We start from the raw sequence: 19,441 nt of genomic DNA on the forward strand, positions 1-19,441 counted from the left end.
TTTCTATTTATGTTTTAAATGTACAATTACTGGCTCAGATTTTCTACCGAAGTAATCAATAAAAGTCAGTGCTACATATTTTTTGTGATGCGATATTTCTGAAGGAATAGAAATAGAACTGTTCTCGTTTACAATTACTTTTGTTAATAGTTTTTTAATGGAATATTCAGTTCTCTTTTTCTTACCAGAAGGATAAACCAGCGCGTAACGATACCCCTCCAAGTTTTTAAAGATCAGATCAGTAAACACATTGTTTTCTTCAATACCTTTAAGTTCAATGTTTTTCAAAGAATTGGTGCCAGAGTTAATGACTACGGGTGTTAAAGCTTTTCTTTTGTAATATTTTTTTTGAAGATTAGTGACTATATCATCATTGTTTTTCATTAGGCTTTTAGCGCTAAAAAAGACATTACCTTTTACATTTTCTGTATTTCTAGCAAGATTTAATTGTTTGGGTAGTTCTTTTGGGTCGTCCCAAGCTTTATCACTATTATTTCTGATTTTATAAGGACCATTGCCAATATATAGATTGGTATTTTGACTATTTAATGACCACCAATCAACAATTTTTCGATGTGATGCAACAGACAAATCCATACTCCAATATACTTGTGGAATTAAATAATCAAGCCACCCTTCTTTCATCCATAACAAAGGATCAGCATAAAGATTTTCATAAGTAGTTTGGCCTGCTTTAGTATCTGATCCATTTGGATCGGTTGCTTTGTTTTTCCAAACACCAAAAGGGCTAACACCAAATTGCACCCATGGTTTTCTGTTTTTTATGGTTGTATAGCTGGTTTTAATTAGAGAGTCCATATTTGAACGTCTCCAATCATCAATTGACTGATTTGGTAGTTTGTGAAAGTTATAAGTCAATGAATCATTAAAGACTTCATCTTTTATTGTATAAGGGTAAAAATAGTCATCAAAGTGAATTGCATCAATATCAAAATTGGTAACAATTTCATCAATTACAGATGCCATTCGATCACGAACTTCAGGTATACCAGGATTGTAATAGTATTTTTTACCATACTTCAACATCCATTCAGGGTGGAGGTTATAATCATGAATAGGACTTAATATTTCTGTTTTTAGGTCAAATGTCGCACGGTAAGGATTAAGCCAAGCATGAAATTCCATTCCTCTAACATGCGCCTCATCAATCATCCATTTTAAAATACTTTCATCAGAATTGGGTGATTGACCCTCTTTTCCAGTCAAAAATCGAGACCAAGGTGCATAATCAGAATCATAAAAAGCATCACCAGCAGTTCTAATTTGAACTATTGCAGCATTGAAATTTAAATCATCATAAAAATCTAGAATTTTAAGATAATCAAGTTTTTGCTTTTCAATAGCATCATTTCCGTTTTTAGGCCAGTCGATATTTACAACTGTTGCCACCCAAAAACCTCTAAACTCTCTTTCTGGTTGCGGAATTGGTTTAAAAACCGAACAAGAATGTATAGTAACTACAAGAAGAATAAAAAGTAACTTTCTAATCATAAATAACAAAAAAGGCCTATTTGCATTTAAAAATAGGCCTTTAAGAACAGTAAATTAATAATTAATCGAATTTATGTCTAACAAAAGCTTCCATTGCAGCATAATCAGAAAGACCAAGTGCTTTATATCTTGCAGCGGTATCCTTATTTCGCTCTTCAGCTCTCATCCAGAATTCTCTTGCATCATCACCTTGAAACATAACACCATCTTTTTGAGATTGATGGCAAAATATTGCATAACGCTTTTTAAGCACTTGCCCTGGACTCATAGGTACAGCCATCTCAATTTCATTGATGTCCCACTCATGCCAAGCACCTCTATATAACCACAACCAGCAATCTTTCATAAATTCGTCTGATTGTAAACGCTTCATTGCTTCAAAAACAGCATCAAGACATACTTTATGTGTACCATGTGGATCAGCTAAATCACCAGCAGCAAAAATTTGATGTGGTTTAACTTCTCTAATGTAATCCATCATTATTTTAACATCTGCCTCAGATAAGTTGTCCTTTTTAATAGTACCAGTTTCGTAAAAAGGAAGGTCAAGAAAGCGAACGTTTGCATCATCAAGACCAACATATCTAGTTGCAGCATATGATTCGCCACGCCTAATATTTCCTTTTAATTTTCTAACATCTAAGGTATCAAAGCTACTTTCGTTTTTAGCCTTTATAGAATCAATTATGTGTTGTGCCTCATCTGAAGGACTAATGCGTTTGGCGATTTCGGCATAACGAATGGCATCAGTATCTGAAACGGCTATATTACCTGAAGTTTGATAAGCAACATGTACATCATGACCCTGCTCAACTAAACGATCAAAAGTACCGCCCATTGAAATTACATCATCGTCAGGGTGCGGGCTAAAAATAATAACTCTCTTTTTAACTGGTAGGGCTCTTTCGGGTCTGCTAGTGTCATCAGCATTAGGTTTTCCACCTGGCCAACCTGTAATTGTATGTTGTAATCTATTGAACATTTTTATATTCAAATCATAAGAGTCTTGAACAGATAATAAGCCCGACATTCCATTGTCATTGTAATCTTTATCTGTTAAGCTTAAAATTGATTTTTCGGTTTGATTACAAAGCCAAACAATTGCTTTTGCAGTTAAACTTTCTGTCCACTCTAATGATTCATCTACTAACCATGGTGTTTTATTTCTTGTCAATTGACCACCAGCACCGGCATCAAGAACAAAAGTGCAATTTTTATGCTCCTGTAAATAGGTAGCGGGTACGTATGATGAAATTTCACCTTCAACAGTTTTTTTAATAATGTTCGCCTTGTTTTCACCCCAACCAAGCAAAACAATTCGTTTAGCACTCATCACCGTTGAAATACCCATGGTAATTGCTTTTCTAGGCACATTGTCTATTCCTAAAAAGGCAGGCGCAGCATCAACTTTTGTAATATGGTCAAGTGTGATAACTCGGGTACCAGAATTGTGGTGAGACCCAGGTTCGTTGAAACCTACGTGTCCCGTTCTACCAATACCGAGCAGTTGAAAGTCAAGTCCGCCGAATTTTTTTATAGCTTCTTCATAAGCCAGACAATAGTCGATAACAAATTCTTTAGCTACTGTTCCGTCAGGGATATGAATGTTTTCACTAGGTATGTCAATATGATTGAATAGGTGTTCATGCATGAAGTACCAATAACTCTGGCGGTTATCTTTCTCCATTGGTAAATATTCATCAAGATTAAAGGTAATCACATTAGAAAAGCTCAAGCCTTCCTCTTTATGCATTCTCACAAGTTCTTCATAAACTCGAATGGGAGAGGAGCCAGTAGCTAAACCTAGTACACAATTCTTTTTAGATTTTTGTTTTTTACGAATAAGCGCCGCAATTTCGTGGGCTACTTTAATTGAAGCTTTGTTAGAATCTTCAAAAATTACATTGTGTATTTTTTCAAAGCGAGTTTCTTCAAAGTGGCCTACCGGTTTATGGCTAATGTCTATTCCAGTTTTTTTTTGTTTCATTATCAAAGTTGCTAGCATGTGTTGTGGACTTAATTTTTTGAATCATGCAAATGTAGGCAATAAATTGAATTTTTGCAGCTTTATGCTTTTTATTTTGCTGTTTTATGCTCTTTTTAAAGAAAATGCAATTATAAAACAGAATAAAACAGCATAATAGTATAATTCATTATCTTTGCCACTTTAAATTAGGATTTTAGTAATCATTACATGTTAAAAGAAGAAAGACAACAAACTATTTTAAGTGTAGTAGAACTGCATAATCGCATATTATTGACTGATATTGCAGAATCATTAGATGTATCTATTGATACTATTCGGCGCGATGTAAAAGAATTGGATGCTGAGAATAAACTTAAGAAAGTTCATGGTGGAGCCATATCCTTGGGTTTTACCACAAATAGTGTTAAAAATCAAAATATTTATCGATTAGAACAGAAGACTAGGATTGCCGAAAAAGCAATAACCTTACTTAAAGATGGTTCGGTAATATTTGTTGATGGAGGCACTACATGTAACGAATTAGCAAGGTTAATACCTTCAAATTTAGATTTAACATGTTTTACCCATAGTATACCTGTTGCTATGGAGTTGTTAGCAAAACCAAACGTAACTGTCATATTAATAGGAGGGCAAGTTTCAAAAGAGTCACAAATATCTATTGGTGCAAATGCAATTCATAATCTTTCAGAAATAAAAGTAGATTATAGTTTTATCGGCACGGGTTATGTTGATTCTTTTTATGGACTCACAGAATTCGACTGGGATATTGTGCAAGTGAAAAAAGCAATTATAAAATGTTCTAAAAAAACAGTGTTGCTATCCATTTCTGAAAAATTGAATTCTCAGCATCGCTATAAGTCCTGTGATATTAACGCGATAAATACAATGATTACTGAATTAGAGCCTGAAAATGAACTTCTCAATTCTTTTAGAAACCACGATATTCGAATATTATAAATAACTATGAATTATATTAAAATCACAGAAACCCCTTCAAATCATGATAATTTAGAACAGTTAGACACTGTTTCAATTCTAAATAAGATGAATGAAGAAGACAAAAAAGTTGCTGATGCAGTTGCTGAGGTAATTCCGCAAATTACCATTTTAGTAGATGCATTGGCAGAACGCTTTGAAAAAGGCGGTCGATTGTTTTATATAGGTGCTGGTACTAGTGGGCGATTAGGTGTTTTAGATGCTTCTGAAATACCACCAACATATGGTATGCCGCATGAAAGGGTAGTGGGCATTATTGCGGGTGGTGATATTGCAATTCGTAAATCAGTTGAAAATGCTGAGGATGATATAAATCAGGCATGGAAAGATTTAATGGTGCATAATATTACAGATTTAGATGTGGTAGTTGGTATAGCTGCTTCTGGCACAACACCCTATGTTTTAGGAGGATTAGCTGAAGCTAAGAAAAATGGAATACTTACTGCTGGTGTAACTAATAATCCGGGTTCACCTTTAGCTGAAGCTGCTGATATTGCTATTGCTATGAATGTTGGACCTGAATTTGTAACCGGAAGTACGCGTATGAAAAGTGGTACTTCTCAAAAATTAGCACTGAATATGATTTCAACTGCCCTGATGATAAAAATCGGTCGGGTAAAAGGGAACAAAATGGTTAACATGCAATTAAGTAATGTTAAACTAGTGGATAGAGGCGTACGCTATGTGTCTGAAGGGTTGGGTATTGAATATGCCGCAGCAGAAAAACTTCTTAAAGAGCATGGGTCTGTAAAAGCAGCTTTAGATGCCGGTGCTTAGCTATTATTTCTGAATAGCCTCAACCTCTTCTACTGTTACTATTTTATCGGAAGTATTTCCCCAAGAATTTAAAATGTAATTCATGACATCAGCAATTTCATCATCCTCTAATCCGGGGCTGGGCATTGCACTGTTGTAAGTAACTCCATTTACAACAATCTCAGCCTGTTGTCCGAATTTTACCCCGCGAATACTGGCCGCTCTATTTTGCAGTAAATAGTCTGATTTTGCTAAAGGAGGAAACGTACTTACCACACCCTCACCAGCTTCTAAATGGCAGGTCACACAGAAATCTGCATATATTTCATTACCGCGTTGCATACTGGCTTCTAGAGCAGGGTCTTGAAAAAAATAAAGACTCAAGCCGATTACTGCAAGTATATAAGAAGTCAGAAATATTTTCATCAAAACATAAATATTAAAATTGAAAAATTTTAAGTGAAAGCTTTATTTTTTAGGAACCAATTTATATACTCCCTTACCTTCAACACCAACATAAATTAACCCGTCAGGGCCTTGAACTACATCACGTACACGACCTAAGCCTTTAATTAGTTCAATTCTGTCGGTTACTTTAGTACCGTTAAGTTTTAGAAGCTCGAGGTATTGGAATTTTAATGAACCAACTAATAATGAACCATTCCAATCTGCACCATAATTATCCGTTGTAATAAAGGCCATTCCGCTGGGTGCAATTGAAGGCAACCAATAGTGAATAGGCTGCTCCATACCGTCCATTGCAGTTTTGTCTGTAATTGGAGTGCCACTATAATTGACACCATAAGTAATTACTGGCCAGCCATAATTAGCACCGGGTTTAATAATGTTTATTTCATCACCACCTTTTGGTCCATGCTCATTATCCCAAATATCTCCAGTTTTTGGATTTTTTATTAAACCCTGCGGATTTCTATGTCCGTAACTATAAATTGCAGTTTTTGCACCTTCTGTACCTACAAACGGATTGTCTTCAGGAATTCTTCCATCGTCATAAAAACGATATATTTTGCCCCCATCTCGAGTAATATCTTGAGGATTATCATCTCTTGCACCTCTTTCTCCAATGCTCAAATACACATAACCTTTATCATCAAATTCGATGCGTGAGCCAAAATGCTGTCCCTTTGTAGTATTAGGTGAACCTTTGTATAGTAATTGACTGTTAGTTAATGAGTTGTCTGATATTTTAGCGCGAGTAAAAGCAGTATGTCCACCTTTTTCTTCGCCTTCTTCTGACGCATAAGAAAGATAAATCCAACCATTATTTTCATAGTCAGGGTGTACTGCTACATCTAAAAGTCCGCCTTGACCTCTAGAATAAACTTCAGGTACATTTGAAAGTGTATTCTTCTGCCCATCTTTGAAAAGAATCAATTCACCCGATTTTTCAGTAATTAACATACTTCCATCTGGTAAAAAGGCAATGCCCCAAGGAATAGCAACGTCTTCTACCAATAATTCAGGAGTAAACGGAGTGTCAGAAATTGTAGCTACTTGATTAGCAGTATCCTGTCCGCAAGAAAAATTGAACGCTACAACGATTAAATAAAGGGCTGCAATACTATTCTTCATAATTTGACGTTTAAATAATATTATAAATATAAGGTGCTAATAGTGCCTAAAGATAAAAAATATAAGTTCAAACCATTACCCTAAGAATATCAAGATCCCAAATCGACATATTCTAAAAAATTAGCCTTAACCTATGCTCCCTAAAAAAACAAAGCATCTTTTGTATGCGCTACTGTTGATTTTCTCTTCAATAGTAGGTACATCGGCAATAGCTAACACTAGTGTTTTAGAATTACTTTCTGAGGTTTCTATCGCTTTTAAAAGCAAAACTACTGAAGCTAACAAAACAGTAGCAGCCGAGACTAAAACTACATTCAAGAAAAATACGTTAAAAAACGCGAGTGCAATTGTAGCCAATGCCCCAATGTTTATTACTGTTTTTGCAGCACCTGATGATACCAATGTTTGTGGTACTGATGGTTTAGAAGTAGCGCTTTTTAATCTATGTGGTGATTCTGACAACCGAATTATCACCTTAACAGGAAGCCCCAACCCTAGTGCGCAATGGCAAATTTTGGGTGGATCTTGTTCGCCAGACTTAACGGATGCTTGCCCTAATCAATCAGCGAGTTGTTACACAACGGTTCACACCGGAAGTGATTATACACTAAATGCAGCGTCTATACCAGCAGGTACTGGTGCTGAATTTCGTGTTTTAATAGGAGGGGTAGCACATTACTTTGAGGTAAAGAAGAGTACAATAACCCAATCATTCGTTAAAAAAGATTTTATCTGTGGGGTAGATGGTGAGATTCAAATTACGGGACTTTCAAGTGCTTATGAATTTAGTATGAATAGTGGTAGTGGGTTTGGCCCATGGCAAGGACCTATTTTCGGTAATCTTAGTCCTGGCACCTACAACGTTAAAGCTAGATTAAGAAATACAGCAGGAGCATGTGAATATCCTTATGCACCAATAACCATTAATCAATTAGATATGGGTATTGATGTTACTTTTGTAGATGCCCAATGTTCTGGTGATACAGGTTCTGTTACCGTTACCGTTACCGGTGGAGTACCAGGTCCTTTTAAATACACATTATTAGATGAAAATTTAGTTGCACAAGAATTTACATCATTTATAGCAGATAACCCATACACATTTTCAGCAGTAAGTTTTGGTTCATATACGGTACAAGTAGAAACACAACAATGTACTGGTGATCCAGGAAACGGTATTGATCCTCCTAGAGAGAATCGAGATACTTCTAATAATCCAATTGTTATCGGAAATGGTTTAGATGCATTAGATGCATCCACCGAAGTAAACAGCAGTTTTGGCTGCTCAACAATTTCAGATGTTGACATCACTGTAAATACAACAGGAGGCTCTGCCCCGTATACGTTCACCGTAAATGGAGGGCCATCTCAGCCATCATATACAGGTTCAACAACTTATACCGTATCATCAGCTGGTACTTATGATTTTATTATAACAGATAGTAATGGGTGTACAATTCCGGCATCTGCAAGTGTTGAAAGTTTAGATCCACCAGATGTAACTGCAAATGGTATTGATGGCACTTGTTCAAATGGAGGAGCAAAAATTAATTTTAATATTATTGACCCAAAAGGTTACAACCTGACATATCGTGTTAATTCTGGTGACCCATGGGACACCAACCCTCAAATTTCTGTTCCTGCTGGAACTTATAATGATATTGAAGTTCGTTACCAACAAGGTGGTTTTGAATGTACAATACCATTGCCATCTGTAACGGTTACGAATGTTGGTGTAATTTCTGGTTCATCTTCTAAAGTTTCAGATCGTACGTGTGATGGTAGTGGAGGTGTGAATGGTGGTCAAATTGATTTTGTTGGTCCATTTACAGGTGGATCGGGTAGTGGTTACGTTTTTAGTATTGATGGAACCAATTTTACAGGAACAACATCATATACGAATCTTGGGCCAGGAACCTATACACCAATGATTGAAGACGGTGGTGGATGCCGTTTAGAATTGACACCTATTACAATACTTGATGTTGATCCTCCAACGGATATTGATTTTGTATCCTCAGATAGTAATTGTACTAGCAATACAGTAGATGTGCAAATTGTACCAACTAGTAGTGCATTAATTACTAATTACAGTATAATTAGTCCCGCTTCTGAAGCACATGATAATTTTGGAAACGACACTTTCGATGACCTAGATGCTTCGCAATCGTATATTTTTCAAATTACCGATGCCAATAATTGTACGTATACAGAAGGATATTCTCCTAATATAATAAGTAGTATACGTGCTAGAGTTAAATCAGGCGGAGATTTAAAGGTTTGTACAGGAGCTACTGATGGTACAGGCACCTTTTTAATAGATGGTTTTGCTAATAATTATACCTATAATATAAATGGAGGTGCAGAAAGTGGACCTCAAAATGACTCTGAAGTTGTATTACCCCCTTCAGGAGCGGGCATCTATACAATAACAATTACAGATGATGATACAGGTTGTACTGATACAGCATCATTTGAAATAGAAGAACCAACAAATGCAATTGCATTAACGGGTAATGTAACTGCTATGACATGTGCTAATGGTAATTTAGGGCGTGTAGTAGCTCAAGCAACAGGAGGTTGGGGTAGTAATAGATATGAGTTAGCATACCCAGATGGTACTACCACAGCTGGCCCTAAAGCTGGTACAGTTTTCAGTAATTTGGGGCAAACAGGTACATATACCTTAACTGTAGAAGATGTTGAGGGCTGCTCAGCTACGTTTGATTTTGATTTAACTTCATTAGACGCACCAACTTTAGCTTTTGATGCTGCTGGTTCAGATTTATGTTTTGTTGCAGGCACCGGTGCAACCATTGTTGTAAACTCTACTGCTGGCACAGCTGCCCTTGGTACGCATCAATACAGAATTAATGGAGGAGCATTACAAGGTTCTGCAACCTTTACAAATCTTAGCCCTGGAAACCATACGATTGAAGTAGTTGATGGTAATAACTGTAGTGATAATATTAATATTACAGTAAATCCTCAATTAAGAGTGAATACTAGTATTACAGGGGAGATACCCTGTGGTGGAGCAGACGGACAAATAACCGTTGAGGTTACTGGAGGATATTTGACTAACGCCACGCCTAAATCTTATGAGGTAAGTAGCGATAATGGTACAACATTTGGAGCGCCAATACCATTAACATCAAATACATTTGCCTATGATACAAACACACCTGGTGACTATATTTTCCGGGTTTCAGATAATGAAAATTGTGTAGCGGAGTCAAATCCAATTACATTAAATCCACCTGTAAATATTGATCCCGCAGCTGTTGATATTATACCAGTGAGTTGTGGTAGTGCGAATAATGGTGTTGTAACTATAACGCCAGATGCAACTAGTGGAATTCCACCTTATGAAATTAGTTTTAATGGTGGTACTTTTGGAACACAGTCTGTTTTCTCAAATCTAGCGGCTGGTACATATCCTTATTTAGTAAGAGATTCAAGAGGTTGTACAACTGTTCCGGCAGATGCTATTGTAGGAACAGATACAACTAGTGCGCCAAATGCAACAGTTACCGAAGAACCAGCAACATGTAGTGCAGGCCCAGTTAGTGGTGGGGTGAATATCATTGCTATGTCACCCGGTAGTCCAAACTATACCTTTATTGTAGAAGATGTTTTAGGGGTAGAACAGGCACGATTAGAAAATGTATCAACTTTTCCAACACAAATTTTAAGCCCTAATTTGATTCCAGGAACTTATACGGTTGTTACCATTGATGCAAATGGTTGCCGTGATGAAGATACTGTTACAATTACAGAACCTAACCTTTCGGTTGTACCTGATGGGGTAATACCTGTTTGTTCAGATACAGGCTTTACTGATACTGTAGAAATATTTGGTGGTACCGGATCTTTTCTTATTCGTTTAGAAAATGACCCATCAGCACCAGTTCCTCCTAACGCAGGACTTAGAAGACATACTTTTAGTGGATTACAGTATGGAGTTACTTACACTGTAGAAGTAACAGATACCCGTGGAGATCCGGATCCCGCAAATTGGTGTATTTATTTTGAAGAAATTCCACCGACTAGTGGTCCAACGCTATTAGAAGTCACAGCTACATCAACACCCGATTTTTGTGATGTAAATAGGAATGGAGAAATAACCTATACCATTGACAATTTCACCCTTGGAGATAATTTACAAGTTGAAATCTTAGATAATACTAATGGTACACAATCAATTATTGAAACAGTAACTCCTTTGACTGTACCTTATTCTAATACCCATTTGGCAATTGCTGGTGATTATCAAATTATTGTTACAAATCTAGCAGATGATTGTAGTACAGCTACAAGTATCATTGTTGAACAAAATTTACCAGGAATTGATATAATTGCTGAAGAGCCAGCAACATGTAATTCTCCAGGTCAGATTGTGGTTCAAGGTAATAATGGTGATGGCGGTCCTTATGAATTTGCATTTATGGATTCTGGTAGTACCCCGTCAGCTGGAGATTGGACCACCAATACTTCGTTTATTGCAGTTGCAAATACGTATGATGTTTATGTGCGTGATAGCAGTGGTTGTACCTCTTTTGCTATTGCTACGGTTGTACAATCTGATCCTGTTTTACCTGCACCAATTTCATTTGTAGATAACCAGTGTGTAGTTACAGCAACTGCTTTTGATATTCGAGTTACAATTCCAAATACAGTTGACACCCCAAGATTTACTTTAGGCGGTGATGAGCGTTTGGCACCTGACGTTGTTGATAATGGAACACATTGGGAATACACGTATACAGTTGCAAGTCCAGGCACTTATTTTATAGATGTAGTTGATGCCAATGGTTGTACAAGTCAAGGAACAGCAGTTGTTTATGATTTCTTGTCAATTTCTGCTTCATTTAGTACTGAACCATCGTGTAATGCTGCTGATGGTATTATTGAGATACTTCCTATTGGTGGTAGTAATCAGTTCAGTTATCAATTACAAGATAGTGGAGGCGTTGATATTGGAGCACCAATTTTAGGTGATCGCAATCAAGGTGAAATTACAAATGTAGCACCAGGTTCATATATAGTTGAGGTTACGGATACTGAGACAAATTGTGTAGTAACAGCTACTATCAATTTAGACGCTGCAACACCACCAATTATAGATACGATACATGAAAATGATATTTCTTGTGAAGGGGAAAATGATGGTAGTATAGATATTATTTTACAAACAGGTACTGATGTTGATGGCCCAATTGTTTATTCAATTTTTGAGGCTGGTACAACAACACTTGCCAAGCCTTCTAATGCTTCAGGGTCTTTTATAGATTTGGTTCCTGGTTTTTATGATATTGAAGTGCGAACCGATAGAAATTGTATTGCTGTAAGACAAGATATTGAAATTGAAGAACCAGCATTATTTTCAATTTCAGCTAGTGCCCCAGATTTTGCTTGTGAACCAGGTGCAAACCGATACAGTTCTACAATAATAACCGTAGCTATAGATAACCCTGGAACGTCAGGTCTTGGTCCAGATTACCAATATAGCATTACGGGCTTTTCGAATTACCAATCTGCGAATACTTTTGAGATTGTAGATAATGGAGATCCTGCTGGACAAACAATAACGGTTTATGCAATAGATGCAAACGGTTGTCAATCATCTACAAATGTTTCAATTGCGGCACCAAGCGACGTAACTCCAACCCTTACAGTTGTCAGTGCATTAAATTGTAGAGACGATGAAAGAGTGCGTATAACTGTTCCAGCTTCACAAACTACAAGTTTTACAGTATCCACAATTTCAGCGGTTGCAATTGCACCAGTAACTAATGCACCCGGTAATGATTTTGTAGAGATTGACTTGCCAGTATCTGGTGATTATTTATTTGAGGTTGAAGATTTAGTTGGTGGTTGTACATATCCATTACCTATACATACGGTAAGTGAACCTATTTTGCCAACAGTTGTTATTACTGAAACCAAACCAATTTCATGTTTTGGAACCAGTGATGGTGAAATTTCAATTGAAGTAACTGATTATACAGGTGTTTATACGTATAATGTTTATAGTGGAAGTGACCCAGGCAAGACTACCGTTTTAGCAACAGGTTCTTTTGATACAGCTAACAATCCAGAAACCATAACAGGTTTAGCTGGTGGTAATGTCTTTGTTGAAGTGATATCGGTAGCTATGCCATTTTGTAGTGCAGAAAGTAATGTAACAACTATTCGTTCACCAAATGGAGCACTTGATTTAAGTGCTGTTGAAGTGGGTAATGTTGGTTGTAATGAAGACACTGGGCATATTGAAGCAACAGGCGTCAATGGATGGGATACTGTAGCTTATGAATACAGGTTACTCCGCGATGATGGGACTGGTTATGTTGAAATAGTTTCATTTGGAACTGACAATGAATTTGAAACCTTAGCTAGTGGTGATTATAGAGTAGAAATTAGAGATGTAGAAGGATGTCGAGATACTTTTGATATCACACTAGATCCTATTCCAGGAATTCAAGCCGGTATTCGAGAGCCTCAGGCACTTGTTTGTCCTAACGGTAACAATGCAATATTAGAAGCTTTTGACCCAACAACAGGAGATGAAACTTCGGCAACAGCTGGTGCAACAGGTGGTTTTCCTGGTGCTGGCTATAATTATAGACTATTATACCTAAATAGTGATGACAATACTGATATTGCCTCAACAAGTGGATTGCAGAATTCACCAACTTTTATAGGTACAAGTGGTGGTTATATTAGCGGAGGTTGGTATGCTATAGAAGTATCCTCAAGTTTTAATTGTGTAGGCGTAACAGTTCCTTATTTTGTAAATCCACCGCCGCCGGTTCAACCTAAATTGATTCAAACAGCAGTACCAGGTTGTGGTGGTCAAGGTGAAATACAATTGAGCATTGAAAATTATAACCCAGCGTTTACGTATGAAATTCAACCTCTAGAAAACGGTGTAGTTGCAGGGCCATACTCTGATATGACAGGTCAATCGATGCTCTTTTTAAGAAATGCGGGTATTAGCTATCAATTTGATGTACGTAAAAAGAATGCATCTAATACATGTTTAGCTGTTAGAACAGGTGGTATTACAATGACAGATGCTGCTGCAATTGAATTTTTACCAAACTCACCAGTAGATGATATTTCTTGTTCAGGTGAATTAGATGGTCGAATAGAATCGTTTGCTAACGGTGGCGTAGGTGGTAATCAATTTTACTTATATAGTGGTGATCCAGTTGATGCATTTAGTCCGGCTGCTTCGGCTACCTTAATAAGAGGTCCACAAGACCATGGAACATTTGAAGGCTTAGATGCAGGAAGTGATTATTATATTACTGTTACAAGTGGAGCAACTTGTAGTGCTATTGCAGGTCCGTTTGAGATTACGAGACCAGAACCAATAGTGTTTGATGCAACACCTGGACCTATTTCTTGTTTTGGAGAGTCAGACGGAAGCATTACAATTGAAGTTAATAGTGGTGGAGTTGGTTTACTTCAGTTCGCATTGGGTCCTAATTTTAATGAATTCTTTAGTGATGTAACAACACCAGGGATGTATACTTTTGAAGATTTAGCTGCTGGTAGTTATGAAATTTTAATTCAGGATGAAAATGGATGTTTTGAAAAAGATTTTATAACTGTAGTTGAACCAGCGGAGTTAATTATATCAGATATAACAACATCGCCAGAAACTTGTATTGGTTTTGCAGATGGTACTGTACAATTGACTATTACTGGAGGTACACCTTTTGTTGATACATCTACTTCGGTTCAGTATTATCAAACGAAAATAGTTGGTCCTAATTCTGATGGAACTGAAATTTTTGAAAGAAATGACAATCTTTATTTTGACAATTTAGTAGGAGGAGAAAGTTATATTATAATTGTGCAAGATGCTAACTTCTGCTTTACAGATGTTATAATTCCGATTACAATTGGAGTTGATTTAACGGCTGAACCGGTTATTCAATATGGTTGTGAAGGAATTTTCCCGAACAGTACCGTATCAATCAGTATGCAAGATGCAAGTTTATATCCAGATTTATTGTTCGCTTTAGATCCTGTAAATCCATCTGATGCTACAAGTGCAAATGCAACAGCTACATTTACTTGGGGAGACCTTGATGCTGGTGATCACACTGTATATATCTATCATCAAAATGGATGTACAAACTCGGTAGACTTTACTATGGAGTCTTATGACCCATTGACATTGACAGCTGAGAAAACAGGCCCGAATGAAGTTACTGCAATTGCCGAAGGTGGTTATGGCGGTTATGTATATTCTTTTCAAGGTGAATCTCAAGGTGATGATAATGTCTACACCACAAATGAAAGTGAAGTAGTTACCATTCAGGTAACAGATCAAACTGGATGTGTTGCAGTAGTAACTATACCTTTTGAGTTTACTGGAATGTTAGAAATACCAAATTTCTTTACACCAGATGGTGATGGAAATAACGACGTTTGGTTCCCTAACAATAGAAACTTTTTTCCAAATATCGAAGTCATAATTTATGATAGATATGGTAGAGTTGTAGCTCGCTTAGATCAAGTTACTTCTTGGGATGGAACTTATGAAAGCAAACCTGTACCCTCTGGTGATTATTGGTATGAAGTAAATGCCAACGATAAGAGTAAAATGCATTATATAGGTCACTTTACACTCTACAGATAAATACAAGTAATATAATTAACGGGCGCTCAACGAGCGCCCTTTTTTTGTACTCATAAATCTTCTAATATTTTATGTATCTTTTCCTTTCAAAGGAAAAAGATGAAATCGATAGTACTATTATTCATAGCATGTGTGCTAATGCAAAGTTGTAAAGCACAATCTAAGTCTATGTTGATTGATGCTAGCTATGAATCAATTGTAAAGGAAGATTTTCATTATTATTTATACTATCCTGAATCGTATGAAAGTGATGAAAATAAAGATTTCCCAATACTCTTATTTCTTCATGGTGGTGGCGAATCTGGTGGTGAACTTGAAGAAGTAAAATCTAATGGTCCGCCGAAACTTATTGCAGAAGGAAATGAATTTCCCTTTCTTATTCTAGCACCACAAAATCCGCACAAAAAAAAATGGTGGAACACTCAAGCTTTAATAGAATTGTTAGATGAGGTCGTGGCGAACAATCGCGTTGATAAAAAAAGAATTTACCTTACCGGTCTAAGTAGAGGTGGAGGTGCTGCGTGGGAACTGGCGGTACAATATCCTGAGAAATTTGCAGCATTAGCGGTGGTGTGTGGTATGGCGCCATTACCTTATGCTAGTTGGTTAGATAAAGAAATGCCAATATGGGTTTTTCATGGTACAGAAGACCAATCAATTCCTTTTTCTGAATCTAAAGAAATGGTTGAGAAATTGAAGGCAATAGGTCATGATGTAAAATTCACAGCATACGAAGGTGTAGGTCATAATTCATGGGAAAAAGCATATACAACTGAAGCACTTTATAAGTGGTTTATTGATCAAAAAAGAAAATAATCATAAGAAAATATCATATGAATTTAAGAGGAATTAGTGTCGTAATATTAGTATTTACATTTGTTTTAAGTGGATATGCCAATACTACTGACCCAGTATTGAAAAGCAAAAAAAAACCTAGAAATGTAATTTTCATATTGACGGATGATCATCGGTATGACTATATGGGTTTCACTGGTAAAGTGCCTTGGTTAGAAACACCGAATATGGATAAGTTAGCCGAAGAAGGTGCCTATTTACCCAACACTTTTGTTACCACTTCTTTGTGCTCGCCAAGTAGAGCTTCTATATTGACAGGTCAGTTTTCGCATGCCCATACAATTGTAGACAATCAGGCACCAGATCCAGGCAACCTCACGTATTTTCCACAGTATTTAGAAAAAGCTGGCTATCAAACAAGTTTTTTTGGTAAATGGCATATGGGAAATCATGGTGATGAGCCACAACCAGGGTTTACACATTGGGAAAGCTTCCCTGGTCAAGGTGTTTATTACAATCCAACACTTAACATAAATGGAAAAAGAACAGCATATAAAGATTCAACCTACATTACTGATTTATTAACTGAGCATGCAATAGATTGGCTTGATAAACGAGATAAGAAAAAACCGTTTTTTCTTTATTTATCGCATAAAGCGGTACATGCCGGATTTAAACCAGCTAAAAGACATAAAGGAAAGTACAAAGGAAAAAGAATTGCTTTACCATCAACATATGACCAAACAAAAACTGGAGCTTATAAAGATTTAAAATGGCCACAATGGGTTGCGGATCAAAGAATTAGTTGGCATGGAGTTGATTATATGTACCATGAAAATAACGGTATTTATGATATGGTTGTAGATTATTGCGAAACTCTTTTAGGTGTTGATGAAAGTGTTGGTACCGTTATGGATTATCTTAAAAAAGAAGGGTTAGATGAATCTACTTTGGTCATATATATGGGAGATAATGGTTTTAGCTGGGGAGAACATGGTTTAATTGATAAAAGACATTTCTATGAAGAATCGGTGAAAGTACCATTGTTGGTTCGTTGTCCAGAATTATTCGATGGTGGACAAACACCGAAACAAATGGTGCAAAATATTGATATAGGGCCTACTGTTTTGGGTGAGGCAGGGGTGAAGCAACCAGAGAATATGCCTGGTGTATCATTTATTCCAATCTTGACAGGCGATAAAAGTGCACCTACCAGAAAAGAAGTTTTTTATGAATATTATTGGGAGTATGATTTTCCGATGACCCCAACGGTTTTCGGAATGCGAACTGATAAGTATAAATACATGAAGTTTCAAGGTATTTGGGATCGCAATGAGCTATATGATTTAGAAAATGACCCTGAAGAAATGTACAACCTAATTGCAGATCCTAATAAACAGGATGTTGCTAAGTCAATGTCAATTGCAATTTATGATTGGTTAGAACAAACCAAAGGAATGCAGATTCCGTTGAAACGCACTGTTAAATATCGTTCGGGTGATTTTAAGCATAAAAATGAATATTAAAAAAGAAATAATCTTGTTGGTTTAGGGAATAGTTGTGTTGTCTAAAATCATTATATCAACATCAGATTTAAGCCAATAATTCATTAAACTATCTGGAGTTTTATTAAAGGCATAAGTGAATGAACTTAATACAATATCTAAATCACCATCACTGTTAAAATCACCAGTGTCCATTAATAACCATTTGCCTTGAGTTGTATTTTTAGTTGTAAATGGTTTAAAATGAAAGTCTTTCGAGTTGATGTTTTCTAAATATAAAAATGAAAATTCGGGCTTCTTTTGATAGTCAGGAAATGTTGATAGTACCCCAAAATCTATATCACCATCTTGATCAAAATCATGTGCTACTAATCTTGTAGCACCATTTATTGGACAGAAATACTTTTCTTCAAACTTATTTTCGCCATCATTAATATAAATTCGAAGTCCATGATATGGTTTTGGCACAAAACTTTTATCAGCATTATCACCATGTGCAGTAATAATATCATCATCGCCATCACCGTCATAATCTAATAATTCAAACCAACTTGTTCCGTATACCGGACTGAATTTAATAACAGGGTCTGCGTTAAATTCTAAACTATCTTGTTGATATAAAATAGTTATACTTTCCCGCCCTTGTGAGGCTAGAGTGACTAAATCTAACTTACCGTCATTGTTCATGTCTTTAGCAATAGTACGAATCGTTCCTGGTTGGTTTAATAGTGTTTTTTTTTGGCGATTTAGGCCGGTAACAGTGTACAATAATGATAATGACCCTGTAAGATGGCCAAATTCTGAAACCACTATTTCTTTCTGCCCATTATTGTTTAAGTCCTTTACTAAAGTGTTAACAGGTCTGTGAAGTGTAAATGGCAGTTGTTCAATCTTATTTTTCGAATGTATATCAATATTACCTTTTTTAATTTCAGATGGATGTAGTATGCCAACTAACGTAACCAATTCTATTTCATCTGCTTTAAAATAGTCTGTAATAGGTGTTGATTTTTGTAGAATAGTTTTAATGCTATTTTCCATGGCATTGTATTCTAATAATTTACCGCTTGTGTCAGCCAAAAGAATAGTATTATTAGATTGATTGTATTTTAAAAAGGTAATATAAGAGCCAAGAGTGCTATCAATATTAATTTGTTTAGAGGTAAATTGAATTAGTTCACTTGGGTTTTGAATAGTGCCTTCTGCCTCTAAAGAATCTGGAGCCATTCGTATTATATAGTCTTTTAAAAGAGTCCAATCTTGTAATGATAATTGGGGCTGATTTGGATAAATACCTGTTTGTCTCATTGCAATTTGTTCACTGACTGAATGTGATTTATAAGGGTCGTTAGAATTATCAATTAATCCCATTAATGCGGCCATTTCAGGTAGCACACCTGTTTTCCATATTTTTTTAGGTAAAGCATTAATGTCTGGTAACTCATGACAACGAGCACATTGCGTTTTGAACAAAATTTCTGCTTTTTCATCAGAAGGTGAGGTGCACGAAACAATTACTATTGCATAAAACAAGAACAGTATTTTAATTAAAAGACTATTTGTTTTTCGGTTCATTGGTTGTGTTGTATGTTGGCTTTAAAGTCTGGTCTTATCTACTTGTTTGTTAGAGCATATTATAAT

Annotated in this window: 10 protein-coding genes; 5 read left to right on the top strand and 5 right to left on the bottom strand. The window is 36.2% G+C overall.

Annotated elements, in window-relative coordinates:
• Window positions 1-3 precede the first annotated feature (3 nt).
• Together JQC67_RS11270 and nagB are read right to left on the bottom strand one after the other, a co-directional pair.
• Window positions 4-1,512, bottom strand: coding sequence for a glycoside hydrolase family 10 protein (locus JQC67_RS11270; protein ID WP_203252908.1), 1,509 nt, complete (start codon window positions 1,510-1,512; stop codon window positions 4-6).
• 61 nt (window positions 1,513-1,573) lie between these two features.
• Window positions 1,574-3,499 (bottom strand): glucosamine-6-phosphate deaminase, encoded by a 1,926-nt coding sequence (gene nagB, locus JQC67_RS11275; protein WP_203252909.1) that lies wholly within the window; start codon window positions 3,497-3,499, stop codon window positions 1,574-1,576.
• Window positions 3,500-3,706: 207 nt separating this feature from the next.
• Here nagB and JQC67_RS11280 point away from each other — a divergent pair, with 207 nt between their 5' ends.
• Entirely contained in the window at window positions 3,707-4,456 is a 750-nt protein-coding gene (locus JQC67_RS11280) for a DeoR/GlpR family DNA-binding transcription regulator (protein WP_203252910.1), read from the top strand.
• Between the two features lie 6 nt (window positions 4,457-4,462).
• Entirely contained in the window at window positions 4,463-5,272 is an 810-nt protein-coding gene (gene murQ, locus JQC67_RS11285; protein ID WP_203252911.1) for an N-acetylmuramic acid 6-phosphate etherase, read from the top strand.
• A 3-nt stretch (window positions 5,273-5,275) separates the two neighbouring features.
• Here the strand turns inward: murQ and JQC67_RS11290 are convergent, their stop codons facing one another.
• A complete protein-coding gene (locus tag JQC67_RS11290) occupies window positions 5,276-5,677 on the bottom strand; it encodes a c-type cytochrome (protein ID WP_238934595.1) in 402 nt (133 codons plus the stop codon).
• 42 nt (window positions 5,678-5,719) lie between these two features.
• The gene (locus JQC67_RS11295) at window positions 5,720-6,844 is read right to left on the bottom strand and encodes a PQQ-dependent sugar dehydrogenase (protein ID WP_203252912.1); all 1,125 of its coding nucleotides are present in this window, start codon (window positions 6,842-6,844) and stop codon (window positions 5,720-5,722) included.
• Between the two features lie 133 nt (window positions 6,845-6,977).
• Here JQC67_RS11295 and JQC67_RS11300 point away from each other — a divergent pair, with 133 nt between their 5' ends.
• The 3 genes from JQC67_RS11300 to JQC67_RS11310 all read left to right on the top strand — a co-directional run bounded on the left by JQC67_RS11300 (window position 6,978) and on the right by JQC67_RS11310 (window position 17,821).
• Window positions 6,978-15,500, top strand: a complete 8,523-nt coding sequence (locus JQC67_RS11300; protein WP_203252913.1) for a T9SS type B sorting domain-containing protein — start codon at window positions 6,978-6,980, stop codon at window positions 15,498-15,500.
• Between the two features lie 99 nt (window positions 15,501-15,599).
• Window positions 15,600-16,316 (top strand): carboxylesterase family protein, encoded by a 717-nt coding sequence (locus JQC67_RS11305; protein WP_203252914.1) that lies wholly within the window; start codon window positions 15,600-15,602, stop codon window positions 16,314-16,316.
• Between the two features lie 17 nt (window positions 16,317-16,333).
• Complete coding sequence (locus JQC67_RS11310) at window positions 16,334-17,821, top strand: sulfatase family protein (protein WP_203252915.1); 1,488 nt, start codon at window positions 16,334-16,336, stop codon at window positions 17,819-17,821.
• Between the two features lie 21 nt (window positions 17,822-17,842).
• Here JQC67_RS11310 and JQC67_RS11315 read toward each other — a convergent pair whose 3' ends face one another.
• Window positions 17,843-19,375: an FG-GAP repeat domain-containing protein gene (locus JQC67_RS11315; RefSeq protein WP_203252916.1), complete on the bottom strand. Its 1,533-nt coding sequence runs from the start codon at window positions 19,373-19,375 to the stop codon at window positions 17,843-17,845.
• Between the last annotated feature and the right edge of the window lie 66 nt (window positions 19,376-19,441).

The sequence above is a fragment of the Aurantibacter crassamenti genome, from assembly GCF_016811105.1.
Classification (GTDB): domain Bacteria; phylum Bacteroidota; class Bacteroidia; order Flavobacteriales; family Flavobacteriaceae; genus Aurantibacter_A; species Aurantibacter_A crassamenti.